General features: G+C 71.1%; 11 protein-coding genes. 5 read left to right on the top strand and 6 right to left on the bottom strand.

What is annotated here, in order from left to right; all coding sequences use genetic code 11:
* Nucleotides 1–10: 10 nt before the first annotated feature.
* From ACQ4L4_RS11360 to ACQ4L4_RS11350, 3 genes are all read right to left on the bottom strand, one after another.
* A complete protein-coding gene (locus ACQ4L4_RS11360) occupies nucleotides 11–1,426 on the bottom strand; it encodes an ABC transporter substrate-binding protein (RefSeq protein ID WP_431104342.1) in 1,416 nt (471 codons plus the stop codon).
* Nucleotides 1,427–1,538: 112 nt separating this feature from the next.
* Nucleotides 1,539–2,618, bottom strand: coding sequence for a malate/lactate/ureidoglycolate dehydrogenase (locus ACQ4L4_RS11355; protein WP_431104341.1), 1,080 nt, complete (start codon nucleotides 2,616–2,618; stop codon nucleotides 1,539–1,541).
* Entirely contained in the window at nucleotides 2,615–3,571 is a 957-nt protein-coding gene (locus tag ACQ4L4_RS11350; RefSeq protein WP_431104340.1) for a 2-hydroxyacid dehydrogenase, read from the bottom strand. The genes ACQ4L4_RS11355 and ACQ4L4_RS11350 overlap by 4 nt, the downstream gene beginning before the upstream one ends.
* A 99-nt stretch (nucleotides 3,572–3,670) precedes the next feature.
* On the opposite strand from ACQ4L4_RS11350, the gene ACQ4L4_RS11345 reads away from it, so the two are divergent.
* From ACQ4L4_RS11345 to ACQ4L4_RS11325, 5 genes are all read left to right on the top strand, one after another.
* Entirely contained in the window at nucleotides 3,671–5,407 is a 1,737-nt protein-coding gene (locus ACQ4L4_RS11345) for an IlvD/Edd family dehydratase (protein WP_431104339.1), read from the top strand.
* A gap of 97 nt (nucleotides 5,408–5,504) precedes the next feature.
* A complete protein-coding gene (locus tag ACQ4L4_RS11340) occupies nucleotides 5,505–6,500 on the top strand; it encodes an acyl-CoA dehydrogenase (RefSeq protein WP_431104338.1) in 996 nt (331 codons plus the stop codon).
* Complete coding sequence (locus ACQ4L4_RS11335) at nucleotides 6,500–7,369, top strand: PIG-L deacetylase family protein (protein ID WP_431104337.1); 870 nt, start codon at nucleotides 6,500–6,502, stop codon at nucleotides 7,367–7,369. Before ACQ4L4_RS11340 ends, ACQ4L4_RS11335 begins: the two co-directional genes overlap by 1 nt.
* Complete coding sequence (locus ACQ4L4_RS11330) at nucleotides 7,366–8,004, top strand: class I SAM-dependent DNA methyltransferase (RefSeq protein WP_431104336.1); 639 nt, start codon at nucleotides 7,366–7,368, stop codon at nucleotides 8,002–8,004. The genes ACQ4L4_RS11335 and ACQ4L4_RS11330 overlap by 4 nt, the downstream gene beginning before the upstream one ends.
* A complete protein-coding gene (locus tag ACQ4L4_RS11325; protein ID WP_431104335.1) occupies nucleotides 8,001–8,666 on the top strand; it encodes a glycosyltransferase in 666 nt (221 codons plus the stop codon). The genes ACQ4L4_RS11330 and ACQ4L4_RS11325 overlap by 4 nt, the downstream gene beginning before the upstream one ends.
* A gap of 203 nt (nucleotides 8,667–8,869) precedes the next feature.
* Here the strand turns inward: ACQ4L4_RS11325 and ACQ4L4_RS11320 are convergent, their stop codons facing one another.
* From ACQ4L4_RS11320 to ACQ4L4_RS11310, 3 genes are all read right to left on the bottom strand, one after another.
* Entirely contained in the window at nucleotides 8,870–11,119 is a 2,250-nt protein-coding gene (locus ACQ4L4_RS11320; RefSeq protein ID WP_431104919.1) for a xanthine dehydrogenase family protein molybdopterin-binding subunit, read from the bottom strand.
* Nucleotides 11,120–11,301: 182 nt separating this feature from the next.
* A complete protein-coding gene (locus ACQ4L4_RS11315; protein ID WP_431104334.1) occupies nucleotides 11,302–12,591 on the bottom strand; it encodes an FAD binding domain-containing protein in 1,290 nt (429 codons plus the stop codon).
* Nucleotides 12,588–13,241 (bottom strand): (2Fe-2S)-binding protein, encoded by a 654-nt coding sequence (locus ACQ4L4_RS11310; RefSeq protein WP_431104917.1) that lies wholly within the window; start codon nucleotides 13,239–13,241, stop codon nucleotides 12,588–12,590. Before ACQ4L4_RS11310 ends, ACQ4L4_RS11315 begins: the two co-directional genes overlap by 4 nt.
* Nucleotides 13,242–13,261 lie beyond the last annotated feature (20 nt).

Genomic DNA, 13,261 nt, shown 5'->3' with positions numbered 1-13,261 from the left:
ATCTCGGCGCTCATCTCGGCGCCGGCGCCGCCGCGATGGGCGCCGCGCTCGGCGTCGCGACCACCTTGATGCGCGCGATCATCTCGTCGACGGCCTGGTCGACCGGCACCTTCTCGTTGAGCACGCGGTTCATCGCCTTGGCCCAGACGTTCTCGTTGTTCAGCGTCGTGAACTTGTAGTTCCTCGTGAACTCGAACGTGACCGTGCCGGCCATGAACTGGTCGTGGACCGATTGGCGATGGGCGTCGGCCTTCCAGAACGCGCTCTGCTGCGCCGCCCTGGTGACCGGGAACCAGCGGCCCAGCGAGCCCTCGACGTAGGGCGTCAGGTTCTGCTCTTCGAGCAGGAAGCCGACGAACTGCTTGGCCGCGACCTTGTTCTTTGCCTCCTTGAACACCACGCCGGTCTTCACCGCCGCGCGGTAGACCATCTTCGAACCATCGGGTTTGGCGGGGAATCCCGCGGTGCGGATCCGCTGCGTGTAGTTCTTCTTCGCCGTGGCGCGCTGCTCGTCGCTGAGCATGGCGTTGTTCATGTCGTCCAGCCACTTGGCGGCGATCGAGATCGTCGCGTTGTGCGTCATCACGGTCGTCCTGTTGTGGAACGCGACGTTGTTGTCCGGGTCCTTCCAGCTCGTGCTCGACGGCGGCGAGCATCCCTTGCTGTAGACCTGCGTGTAGTCGGTCAGCGCGCTGATCAGGCCCTGGCGCACGGTCGGGTCGTCGATCAGCAGCTTGCCGCTGTCGTTGACGAGCCTGACGTTGTAGGCGTCCATGAAGGTCAGGAACGAGTAGAACGAGTCGCTCGAATCCACGCCCAGCGGCATGCCGATGCCGAACACGCGCGAAGCGGTCTTGGCGCGATACGCGGGTTGGACCTTGTCGCACCAGAAGCTCCAGAAGTCCTTCCAGCCGGTCGGGATGTCGGACTCCTTGAAGCCCGCATCGGCCAGCATGTCGACCCAGAACTCGATGTGCATCGTCTGCTGCTTGATCGGGAACGCGTAGTACGCGCGCTTCCTGTCCTGGTCGTTGTACAGGAACGTGGTCTCGACCGTGTTCGGTGCGAAGCGCGCGCGGATCGGGTCGATCACGCTGCTGATGTCCTCGAGCTTGCCGTCGAAGGCCCACTTGCCCGTGACCTGCAGGTCGAAGAGGTCGGCATAGGCCACGTCCGGCGGGTTGCCGGAGTCGAGCGCGGACACGGTCTTGGGGATCATGTCCTGCACCGGGTACTGCGACAACTCGACCTTGACGTTCCTGTGCTTCTCCTCGAATTTCCTGATCGCGGCGAGGAGCGCGTCGTCCTCGGCCTTGTAGAAGCCCTTGACCCACCAGACGGTGAGCTTTTCCTGCGCGAAGGCCGGGCCGGTGGCGACGAGGCAGGCGCCAGCGATCGCGACCGCCATCCATGTTCTGAGCTGCATGTGCTTGTCTCCTGTGCAGGGCCCAGTCTGTAGAGGGCTTGTAGTATCGTATGATGATTGAAGGAATCGGACCGCCGGGAAATACCCGGATGGCGGCGCCGATCGAACCGGCTCAGCCGGTGCCGGCCGCCCGCGCGACCGCCCGGGGATCGACCCCGAGCTGACGCGCGGTCACGAGGATCTGCCCCCACGTCGTCGCATCGATCGGAACGCCGTCGCGCAGCCGGCGCGCGCGCGATTCGCGTTCGGGCTCGCCGGCCAGCCGGACCCTGTCCACGCCTTCGCGCGGCGGCGAAGCCAGCGTCCAGTCGGTGAAGGCCAGCACCTCGCGCTCGAAGGCCGCGCGGTCGCCGAGCGCGGCCGGGTCGATCAGCACCGAGAGCATGCCGTTGAGCACGCGCCGCTGGCCGGTGTCGTCGTCGTGCTGCGCGAGGCCCGCGGCGAGCGCGCCCCCGAGCAGCTCGCACAGCATCGCCAGGCCGTAGCCCTTGTGCGTGCCGAAGGGGAGGATCGCGCCGAAGGGCTCGATCACCGCGTAGCGCGGATCGCGCGTCGGCCGCCCGATGTCGTCGATCAGGATGCCCGGCTCGAGCAGCTCGCCCTTGTTGTGCGCGACGCGGGTCTTGCCCTGCGCCAGCATGCTGGTGGCGAAGTCGAGGATCATCGGCGGGCGGCCCGGCATCGGCACGCCGGCGGCGAACGGGTTGGTGCCGAAACGCGCGTCGCTGCCGCCGAACGGCGCGACGATGCAGCGCGAGATCACGTTGACGAAGTGCATCGACACCAGGCCGGCCTCGGCCGCCTGCTCCGCCCAGGCGCCGATGCGACCCAGGTGGTGCGAATGGCCGAGCGCCACGATGCAGCAGCCGCCTTGCCTGGCCCGTGCGATGCCCAGCGCCATCGCCTCGCGCCCGATCACCTGGCCGAAGCCGGCCCCGCCGTCGAGCCGCAGCATCGCGCCGGCGTCGAGCAGCGTGCGCACATGGGCATTGGGCTTGAGGCCGCCTTCGAGGTACGCGCCGGCGTAGCGGGGCAGGATGCCGATGCCGTGGGAGTCGTGGCCGGTCAGGTTGGCGTCGACGAGGTGGGTGGCGACCGCGTCGATCTCGTCGTCGCCGCTGCCGAAGCCGGCGACGACCAGCCGCACGGCGCCGAGCAGCCGCGTCGCGTCGATGGTCAGCGCCTCGCTCATGATCGGCATTCCGGCACCGGCGAGATCGGCGGCCTGCCGGCGAGGCGCGCCTGCAGGTTGGCGAGCACGAGGTCGGCCATCGTCTGGCGCGTCTGGGTGGTGGCGCTGCCGATGTGCGGCGAGAGCACCACGTGCGGGATGGCGCGCAGGCGCCCGGACACGTCCGGCTCGTTCTCGAACACGTCGAGCCCGGCGCCGGCGATCACGCCGCGCTCCAGCGCGTCGATCAGCGCCGCTTCATCGACGACCGAGCCGCGCGCCACGTTGACGAGAATGCCCTCGGCGCCCAGCGCGGCGAGCGCCTCGGCGTTGATCAGGTGGCGCGTCGCGGCGCCGCCCGGCGTGATGACGACGAGAAAGTCGCTCTCGGCGGCCAGCGCCACGGGGTCGGCGACGTAGCGGTGCGGGACCCCCGCCCGCGGGCTGCGCGAGGTGTACGCGATCGACATGCCGAACGCCGCGGCGCGGTGCGCGATGGCCTGCCCGATGCGCCCCATGCCGACCAGACCGAGCCGCGCGCCCGACATCTTGCGGCCCAGCGGCATCGGCCCGCTCGCCGCCCATTGGCCGCTGCGCACATGGCGGTCGGCCGCGGGCAGCTGGCGCGCAGCCGACAGCATCAACCCGATGGCGAGATCGGCGACGTCGTCGTTCAACACGTCCGGCGTGTGTGTGACGACCGCCCCGCGTGCCTTCGCCGCCGCGACGTCGACACCGTCGTAGCCGACCCCCATCACCGAGATGATTTCCAGCCTGGGCAACTGCGCGATCAGCTCGGCGGAGACCTTGGACTCGCCGTTGGCGGCGATCGCGCGGATCGTCGGTGCGACTGCCGCGAACGCGGCGGGGTCGGTCTCGTGCAGGCGATCGTGCACGGCGAAGACGGCGTCGAGTTTCGGCGCGAGCAAGGACGACAGTCTGGCGGCGGTGAGCAGCGCAATGGCGGCGGGCATGGGTGATTCCTCCGGACGACACGACGGGTTGACGTTCAATCGTCATACCATAATACTCATGCCATTCCCGGTCGCTGATCCGGGTTAACCGGGGTGGAAATGAACCAGACTCCCAGGAAGAAGCCCGCAGCGCTCCGCAGCCAGCAATGGTTCGGACGCCGGGACCGCGACGGATTCGCCTACCGCAGCTGGCTCAAGGGATCGGGCGTGCCGCACGACCAGTTCGACGGCCGGCCGGTGATCGGCATCTGCAACACCTTCAGCGAGCTCACGCCCTGCAACTCGCACTTCCGCACGCTGGCCGACCAGGTCAAGATCGGCGTGTACGAGGCGGGCGGCTTTCCGCTCGAGTTCCCGGTGATGTCGCTGGGCGAGACGCTGCTGCGCCCGACGGCGATGCTCTACCGCAACCTGGCGTCGATGGATGTCGAGGAAAGCATCCGCGGCAACCCGATCGACGGCGTCGTGCTGCTGATGGGCTGCGACAAGACGACGCCGTCGCTGGTGATGGGCGCGGCCAGTGTCGACCTGCCGACCATCGGCGTCAGCGGCGGCCCGATGCTCAACGGCAAGTGGCGTGGCCGGGAACTCGGTTCGGGCACCGGCGTGTGGCGCATGAGCGAGCAGGTGCGCGCCGGCACGCTCCAGCTCGCGGACTTCTTCGACGCCGAGAGCTGCATGCACCGCAGCCACGGCCACTGCATGTCGATGGGCACGGCGAGCACCATGGCGTGCATGGTCGAGGCGCTGGGTCTCGGGTTGCCCGGCAATGCGGCGTACCCGGCCGTCGACGGCCGGCGCAACCTGCTGGCGCGCAACGCCGGGCGACGCATCGTGCAGATGGTGCACGACGACCAGGTGCTGTCGAGCCTCCTGACGCGCGAGGCCTTCGAGAACGCGATCAGGACGCTCGCCGCGATCGGCGGCTCGACCAACGCGGTGATCCACCTGATCGCGATCGCCCGTCGCATCGGCGTGGCGCTGGACATCGAGGACTTCGACCGGCTCGGGAGCGACTTGCCGTGCCTCGTGGATCTCCAGCCGTCGGGCAGCTTCCTGATGGAAGACTTCTGCTACGCCGGCGGGCTTCCGGTCGTGATGAAGGAGATCGCGCGGCACCTGCACCTGGGCGCGATGACCGCGAGCGGGCGGAGCGTCGGCGAGAACATCGCCGACGCCGAGAACTTCAACGCGGAGGTGATCCGGCCGCTCGCCACGCCGTTCAAGGAGAAGGCGGGCATCGTGGTGCTGCGCGGCAACCTCGCGCCGCGGGGCGCGGTGATCAAGCCGAGCGCGGCCACGCCGGGCCTGCTGGTGCACAAGGGCCGCGCGGTGGTGTTCGAGGACATCGAGGACTTTCACCGGCGCATCGATGACGAGGACCTCGACATCGACGAGACCTGCGTGATGGTGCTGAAGAACTGCGGTCCCAAGGGCTACCCCGGCATGGCCGAGGTCGGCAACATGCCCTTGCCGCCCAAGCTGCTGCGCAGGGGCATCACCGACATGATCCGCATCAGCGACGCGCGCATGAGCGGCACGGCCTATGGCACCGTTGTGCTGCACACCGCGCCGGAGGCGGCGGCGGGCGGTCCGCTGGCGATCGTGCGCAACGGCGACATCGTCGAGCTGAACGTGCCCGATCGGCGCCTGCAGCTGCACATCGGCGACGCGGAGCTGGCGATGCGCCTTGCGGCATGGCAGGCACCGCCGCCGCCGCTCGCCAGCGGCTACTGGCGCCTGTACGTGGACCACGTGCTGCAGGCGGATCAGGGCGTGGATCTGGATTTCCTCGTCGGCCGGCGCGGGGCCTTCGTGCCGCGGGACAACCACTGAGGACCCGGATCGCGGTCGACGGCGCCCGTAGTCGCCGCTGACGTACACGGAACGGCATCCTGCCTGCCGTGCGTCTTCCCACAAGGAGACGCCATTGATGGAGAGCGATGCGCATCGAGACGGCATCCGCCGGGTCGCACTGGCCCGGCAACTGCGCGAACTGATCGACGACGGCCGCGACGCACTGCCGCTGCCGGGCGGCGGCCGCACGCTTGACCGCTGGCGCGCGCTCGCGCGTGTCGCCGCGCAGGACCTGTCGCTGGTCAAGCTCTTCGAAGGCCACACGGATGCCCACGCCACGCTCGCGGAGGCCGGCGTCGCGCCCCATGCCCGCGCCAGCTACGGCCTGTGGGCCGCCGAACCGCCGCAGGCGCGGGTGGTGTTCCGCCGCGTGGCCGAGGGCGGGATCGTCCTTCACGGCAACAAGGCCTGGTGCTCCGGTGCCGAAAGGCTGGACCGCGCGCTGCTGACCGTGTGGGACGAGGAGGGCGCCGGTCCCTGGCTCGCCGACGTCGATCTGCATCACCCCGGCGTGCACATCGACGACGCCGCCTGGCACGCCGTCGGCATGGCCGCCACGGCGAGCGCCACGGTGAACTTTGAAGCCGCTCCCGCACGCCTGATCGGCGACGCCGGTTTTTACCTGTCGCGCCCCGGCTTCTGGCACGGCGGCGTCGGCATCGCGGCCTGCTGGCACGGCGCCGCATGTGCGGTGGCGGACGCTCTCCGTGCGCAAGCGAACACAAGCCCCGACCCGGGCTGGCACCGCAGCCTGGCGCTGGGCGAGGTGGACCGCCTGCTCAGCGCCAACGCCGCCCTGCTGCGCGAGGCCGCCGCCTGGATCGACCGCCATCCCACCGCCAACGCGCGCCTCTGGGCGCTGCGCACGCGGGCCGCGGGCGACGACTGCGCCCAGCAGGTCCTGCGCGCCGCCACGCGCGCCATGGGCGCCGGTCCGCTGTGCCTTGACCCTCATTTCGGGAGGCTGGCAGCGGATTTGCCAGTGTTCATCCGGCAATGCCACGGCGACCGCGATCTGGCCGCCCTGGGGGCCGACAACCTCAAGGAAGACATCCCGCCATGGACGCTCTGATGCACCGACGCCCGTTCCAGACCGTGAACGAGGGCATGCCCGCCGACCTCGCCGCCGGCGAGTCGCCGCTGCGGTCGCCGTCCGACCGCCGCATCGATGGCGAAGGCACGCCCGAATGGGCCTGGCGCCAATGGCAGCCGCTGTGGGGCGCGCCGCTGACCTCGCTCGACGAACTGGTGCCCGTAGGCCGCCGCGCCGTCGTCGTCGCGCCGCATCCCGATGACGAGGTGCTGAGCTGCGGCGGCCTGCTGTCGCTGCTGGTGACGCGCCACCGCGCCGGCCTGCCGCCCGATCGCGCGCCGGCGCCGCCGGTCGAACTGGTGGCCGTGACGGATGGCGAAGCCAGCCATCCGGGCTCGCCGCGCTGGACGCCGCAGCGCCTGGCCGTGCAGCGCCGCTACGAGCGCGCCTCCGGCCTGCGCCGTCTGGGTCTGCACGTCCCCGTGCATGCGCTGGGCGTGCCGGACGGACGCATCGCCGAGCAGGAGGACGACCTGGTGCTCGAGTTGTGCCGCCGTCTGCGGCCGGACGATGTCGTCCTCACCTCGTGGCGATTCGACGGCCATCCGGACCATGAGACCACGGGCCGCGCCTGCGCGCGCGCCACGCTGCTGACGGGCGCCTCGCTGGTGGAGATCCCCATCTGGGCCTGGCACTGGGCCCGCCCCGGCGACGCCGCGGTGCCCTGGCACCGGATGCGGCGCCTGCCGCTCAACGCGCGCTCGCTGCGGGACAAGCGCACCGCGCTGGCCGCGCATCGCAGCCAGCTGCTCGACGACGGGGACCACCCGCCGGTGCTCTTCGCCGAGGCGGTGAACCGCCTGCTGCGCCCCTTCGAATTCGTGCTCGCGCCCGAGGCGCCTCAATGAAGGACGACGCCAGCGGTGCTCCGGCGGCGTTGGCGCGTCATTTCGAAGCGCTGTTCACTGACAGCGCCGACCCCTGGGGCTATCGAACCCGGTGGTACGAACAACGCAAGCGCGCGATGGTGCTGGCCTGCCTGCCGCGGGAACGCTACGCGCGCGGCTTCGAGCCGGGCTGCGCCAACGGCGAGCTGAGCGCCGCGCTGGCCACGCGATGCGACCGCCTGCTGTCGACCGACGGCAGCGAGACGGCCGTGGCGCATGCGAAGGAACGGCTCGCGTCCCTGGTCCATGTCGACGTCACGCGCGCGACCATGCCGGCCGACTGGCCGGTGGGCCGCTTCGACCTGATCGTGCTGAGCGAGATCGGCTACTACCTGGAGGAGGGCGGTCTCGACGCGTTGATCCGCCGCGCCGCCGCGAGCCTGGAGACGGGCGGCACGCTGCTGGCGAGCCATTGGCGGCACCAGGAGGGCGACTACCTGCGCCTGGGCGACGAGGTGCATCGCCGCATCGACCTGCTGCTGCGCGAGCGTCACGGCATGACACGGCTGCTGCGGCACGACGAGGCGGACTTCCTCGTCGAGGTGTGGAGCGACGACGCGCGCTCGGTGGCGCAGCGTGAGGGCTTGAGACCATGATCGGCATCGTGGTCCCCGCGCATGACGAGCAGGCGCTCATCGGCCGCGCGCTGACGGCGCTGAAGGTCGCCGCGGCGCATGAGGACCTGGGCGCGGAGGAGGTCCGCATCCTGGTGGTGCTCGATGCGTGCCGCGACGGGACGGAGGCGGTGGCCCGCGCGCTCGGCATCGACCGCCTCGCGATCGAGGCGCGCAACGTCGGCATCGCGCGCGCGGCCGGCGCCCAGGCGCTGATCCAGCGCGGCGCGCGCTGGCTCGCCTTCACCGACGCCGATTCGACGGTCGCGCCGTGCTGGCTCGCGCGGCAGCTCGCGCTGCGCAGCGAGGCGGTCTGCGGCGTCGTGGAGGTCGACGACTGGAGCGGCTATTCCAGCGAGGAACGGCGCGCCTATGAAGCCGGCTACCTCGATGCCGAAGGGCATCGCCACATCCACGGCGCCAACCTCGGCGTGTGCTCGAACGCCTATCAGCGCGCCGGCGGCTTTCCGCCGCTGACCAGTCGCGAGGACGTGGCGCTGGTGCACCGGCTCGTCGCGCAGGGCGCCCGCATCGCATGGACCAACACCGTGCGCGTGCTGACGAGTGCCCGCCGCGCCGGCCGCGCGCCGGAAGGCTTCGCCTCCTTCATGCAAGGGCTGTGCGTGTCCCCGCAGACCTTGTGAGTTTCGTGAGACTCGCACGCCTCGCGGTGGGACCCAGAGGCCTCACGGCCCACAGGCCCCACAGGCGCCACTGGCCCGACTGGCCCCACTGGCCCCACTGGCCACTGGCCCCGCAGGCCACCAGCCCCGCAGGGCACCATCCGCGCAGGCCACTGGCCCCACTGGCCTCATGGGCTTCGCGAGGACCGACGCCGCGGGTCTCCTCACGTCCGCAGGTCGGCGACCTTGTCCGGCGTCATCGGCGTGCTGCGCAGGCGCTTGCCGGTGGCGTGGAAGATCGCGTTGCTGATCGCCGCGGCGACGCCGACGAGGCCGATCTCGCCGACGCCCTTGGCGCCGAGGCTGCTCACCACGCGGTCGTCCTCCTCGACGAAGAGCACGTCGATGTCCGGCACGTCGGCGTTGCAGGCGATGTGGTACTCGGCCAGGCTGTGGTTCATGAAGCGGCCGAGCGCGTGATCGCTCAACGTCTCCTCATGCAGCGCCTGGCCGATGCCCCACACGACGCCGCCGATGATCTGGCTGCGCGCCGTCACCGGATTGATGATCCGGCCCGCCGCGACCGCGCTGACGACCCGCGTCACGCGCACCGTGCCCAGCCGCTCGTCGACGCGCACCTCGACGAAGACCGCCGAGTGCACCGCCCGGATGTACTTCCGCTGCTTCAGTACGTTGGGCAGCATCAGGTACTTCTCGTCGAGCGGACCGCCGGCCTCCTCGCGCAGCAGTTGCGACAGCGGCACCGCCGCGCCGGTGTCGGATCGATGGAGCTGGCCGCCGCGGCAGACGATGTCGGCGAAGCGCGCGCCGTCGAAGCCGGGCGCGTGCTGCTTCGCCCGTTTCCACAGCGCCTTGCGCAGCTTCTCGCAGACGCCTTGCACGGCTGAGCCCACCGTCGCGACGTGCGCCGAACCGCCCTCGATCGGCGCGACCGGCAGCGTCGAGTCACCGAGCCGGAACGTGACCTGCTCCAGCGGCAGGCCCATCTCCGCCGCCGCGATCTGCGCCATCGTCGTGTAGGTCCCGGTGCCGATGTCGGTCGCGGCGCTCTCGACCACGAGACGGCCGTCCTCATCGAGCGTCGCCCGCGCCCGCGCGAACATCTGCATCGCGTCCCAGGTCCCCGTCGCCAGGCCCCAGCCGACGAACTCATGGCCCTGCGGCATCGAGCGCGGCGCGGCGGGCCGTCGCTCCCAGCCGAAGCGCCGCGCGGCCTGCGCGTAGCACTGGCGCAGCGCCTTCGTCGAATAGGGCAGGTCGTTGGCCTCGTCCCGCTCGGCGTAGTTGCGCAGCCGCAGCTCGAGCGGATCGATGCCCGCGGCATGGGCGAGTTCGTCCATCGCGACCTCCAGCGCATGGACGCCGTGCGCGGCGCCGGGCGCGCGCATGTCGATCGGGCTGTACTGGTCGAGCGGCACGACCCGGTAGTCCAGCCGCACGTTGTCGCAGGCGTAGAGCTGGCCGGACCAGTTGACGACGACCTCCACGTAGTCCTCGCGACGCGAGGTTTCCGCGATGGCCTCGTGCATCACGGCCGTGAGCCGGCCGTTCGCGTCCGCGGCCAGCCGCACGCGCTGCCAGGTCTCGGGCCGATGGCCGAAGGTGAACATCTGCTGGCGCGTCAGCACGACCCGCACCGACTGCTTCAGCTGCAGCGCCGCCATCGTCGCGAGCAGCAGGTTGTACTGCGGCCGCAGGCCCGACCCGAAGGCGCCGCCGACGAAGGCGTTCTTCACCGTCACCCGGCGCGCCGGCAGCCCGAAGGCGCGCGACACGACCCAGCGCGAGTTCTGCGATCCCTGCGTCTTGTCGTGGATGGTCAGGTGACCGTCGGGATCGAGGAGCACCGTCGTGGCGTGCATCTCCATCGGGTTGTGGTGCTCGACGCCGGCGTAGTACTCGCCGTCGGTCGAGAACGCGGCCGCGTGCCACGCGGCCTCCGCATCGCCGCGCGGCTTCGGCGGCGGCGAGAAGCCGACCTTCAGCCGCGACGGTTCGCGGGCGCGCGAGCGGTTGTCCAGCAGATGCGTGTCGTGCGGCGCGACCTCGACCTCGACGCGGACCAGCATCGCCGCGTAGCGCGCCAGCTCCAGCGTGGTCGCTACCACCAGCGCCACCGGCTGGCCGCTGTAGTGGACCTCGTCGTCGTGCAGCGGCTTGAACGGCGAGCCCCCCGGCGCGGTCATGTCCTTGTAGAACAGGTCCATCGATCGCATCTTGGGCCGGTGGAGGTGGGTCAGCACGTCCACGACGCCGGGCAGCGCCAGCGCGGCGCTCGCGTCGATGGACACGATGCGGCCGCGCGCGACCGGCGTGTTGACGACGACGCCGATCAGCAGCCCGGTGCCCGAATGCTCCGCTGCGTACTTCGCCGCGCCGGTGACCTTTGCCAGCGCGTCGATGCGCGGCAGCGGCGTGCCGATCGCGACGGTGCCGGTGCCGGCGGGGGCCATGGGCTGCTGCGTCTCCCGCAGTCGACGGCGTTCATCACCGGTCGTCGTGCCGGCGCCGGCGGGAAGGTCGAAGGCATCGGCCGTCTCAGCGGTGGCCGCATCGGCGGCGACGGAGGCATTGGCCGAATCGGCGGCATCGGACGCATTGGACGCATTGGACGAACGGGAAACGGGCAGTGAGCTCATGGAGCCTCCGCGGTCGGGGCGCGGTCCTCTCGCGCGCCGAGCGCGCGAAAGGCGTCTTCGCCCGTGTTGGTGGGGATGCCCGCCAGCGCCATCTCCAGCGCGCGCACGACGGCATGTCGCGCCAGCGGGATCTTGAAGGCGTTGCCGGGCGTCGATTCGGGCAGCGCGGGACCGCCGCAGGGGATGGCGTCCTTCAGCAGCGCCGCCGCGCAGGCGCTGAAGAGCTGCGGAGAGGGCCGCTCGCCGACCAGCAGCCGTTCGGCCTCCGGGTTGCGCCAGGGCTTGTGGGCGACGCCGCCCAGGGCGACCCGTGCGTCGACGATCAACCCCGTGTCATCGAGCTCAAAGCCGGCGGCCACCGAGACCAGCGCGAATGCGTAGGACGCGCGCTCGCGCAGCTTCAGATAGCAGCTGTGCGCCTGCAGGCTGTTGGGCGGCACGACCAGATGGGTGATGAGCTCGCCCGGGGCCAGCGTGGTGTCGAGGTCCGGTCGATCGCCGGGCAGCCGGTGGAACTCGCCGAACGGGATCACCCGTCGGCCCGCGGTGCCGATGACATGGACCTCCGCGTCCAACGCGGCCAGCGCGACGCAGAGGTCCGACGGATGCGTGGCCACGCAGTGCGCGCTGGCCCCGAGGATCGCGTGCTGCCGCGCCAGTCCCGTCGCCGCCGGGCAGCCGCTGCCGGGAATGCGCTTGTTGCAGGGCACGCCGGCGTCGTAGAAGTAGAGGCAGCGGGTGCGCTGCAGCAGGTTGCCGCCGTTGGTCGCGCGGTTGCGGATCTGCGGCGAGGCGCCGGCCAGGATGGCTGAACGCAGCAGCGGCAGGCGCTCGGCGACCAGCGGGTGGTAGGCGGTCGCCGCGTTCGTCGCCAGCGCGCCGAGGTGCACGGCGCCGTTGCCGGCGTCGCGGATCTCGCGGATCTCGCGCATGTCGCGCATGTCGCCGACGCCCAGGCGGCTGATGTCGACGAGCCGCACCGGCGCCATCACGCCTTCCTTCATCAGGTCGACGAGGTTGGTCCCGCCGGCGAGGTAGCGCGGCGCGCGCGCCTCGGCGGCGCCGGCGGTCCCGAGGTCGCGCGGCCCGACGGTCGTCTGGGCGAGGGGCACCTCGGCGAGGGGCGTCTCGACGGCAGCCTCGCCGACGGGACCAACGACGGGACCAACGACGGGACCAACGACGGGACCACCGACCGGAGCAGCGACCCGACCGGCGGCAAGACCGGCGAACTGGTGGAGGGCCTCGTCCGCGGACGTGGCGCGGTGATAGTCGAAGCGGTTCATTCGCGCACCTCGCCGGTGTCGGCGGCGGAGGCCACCATCGACGCCGCCGCCGCGCAGACGGCGGGCACGGCGCTGTCGGGGCGCAGCACGATGCGCGCGACCGCGTCGACGATCTGCGGATAGGCCCCGCAACGGCAGAGGTTGCCGCTGAGGCGCTCGCGCAGCTCATGCCGGTTGACGGGGCGGGGCTCGTTCAGCAAGCCCGCCGCCGAGCACAGTTGTCCTGGCGTGCAATAGCCGCACTGCAGCGCGTCGCAGTCGATGAACGATTGCTGCAGCGGATGCAGCACGTCCGGGTCGGTGGCCGCGTGATCTTGGCTCGTGTTCGTGGTTGCGGCCGTGGCCATTGCCATGGTCGTGGCCGCGGTCGTTGTCGTTGTCGTTGTCGTGGCCGCGGTCACGAGACCGGGCAGGCCCTCGACGGTCGTGATGGCCTGGCCGTCGAGGCTCACGGCGAGCAGCAGGCAGCTGTTCATGCGCGCGCCATCGACGAGCACCGTGCACGCGCCGCATTGACCGTGGTCGCAGCCCTTCTTCGTGCCGGTGAGGTCGAGCTGCTCGCGCAGCAGGTCGAGCAGCGTCGTCCATGGCTCGACCGCGAGCGCGTGCGCGCGGCCGTTGATCGTGAGCCGGATCGGCTCGGGCCGCATCGGCGCGGGCAGGGTGTCCG

The sequence above is a fragment of the Roseateles noduli genome, from assembly GCF_050626985.1.
Classification (GTDB): Bacteria; Pseudomonadota; Gammaproteobacteria; order Burkholderiales; family Burkholderiaceae_C; genus Roseateles; species Roseateles noduli_A.
Note: the sequence above shows the minus strand (reverse complement) of the source record. Positions and strands in the feature narration are given on the sequence as shown.

Bases quoted from the DNA above. Each gene is read 5' to 3' on its own strand.
- ACQ4L4_RS11350 (WP_431104340.1), bottom strand. From the start codon at position 3,571: ATGCCCGCCGCCATTGCGCTGCTCACCGCCGCCAGACTGTCGTCCTTG.
- ACQ4L4_RS11345 (WP_431104339.1), top strand. From the start codon at position 3,671: ATGAACCAGACTCCCAGGAAGAAGCCCGCAGCGCTCCGCAGCCAGCAA.
- ACQ4L4_RS11315 (WP_431104334.1), bottom strand. From the start codon at position 12,591: ATGAACCGCTTCGACTATCACCGCGCCACGTCCGCGGACGAGGCCCTC.
- ACQ4L4_RS11310 (WP_431104917.1), bottom strand. From the start codon at position 13,241: ATGCGGCCCGAGCCGATCCGGCTCACGATCAACGGCCGCGCGCACGCG.
- ACQ4L4_RS11320 (WP_431104919.1), bottom strand. From the start codon at position 11,119: ATGGCCCCCGCCGGCACCGGCACCGTCGCGATCGGCACGCCGCTGCCG.
- ACQ4L4_RS11335 (WP_431104337.1), top strand. From the start codon at position 6,500: ATGCACCGACGCCCGTTCCAGACCGTGAACGAGGGCATGCCCGCCGAC.
- ACQ4L4_RS11340 (WP_431104338.1), top strand. From the start codon at position 5,505: ATGGAGAGCGATGCGCATCGAGACGGCATCCGCCGGGTCGCACTGGCC.
- ACQ4L4_RS11325 (WP_431104335.1), top strand. From the start codon at position 8,001: ATGATCGGCATCGTGGTCCCCGCGCATGACGAGCAGGCGCTCATCGGC.
- ACQ4L4_RS11360 (WP_431104342.1), bottom strand. From the start codon at position 1,426: ATGCAGCTCAGAACATGGATGGCGGTCGCGATCGCTGGCGCCTGCCTC.
- ACQ4L4_RS11330 (WP_431104336.1), top strand. From the start codon at position 7,366: ATGAAGGACGACGCCAGCGGTGCTCCGGCGGCGTTGGCGCGTCATTTC.
- ACQ4L4_RS11355 (WP_431104341.1), bottom strand. From the start codon at position 2,618: ATGAGCGAGGCGCTGACCATCGACGCGACGCGGCTGCTCGGCGCCGTG.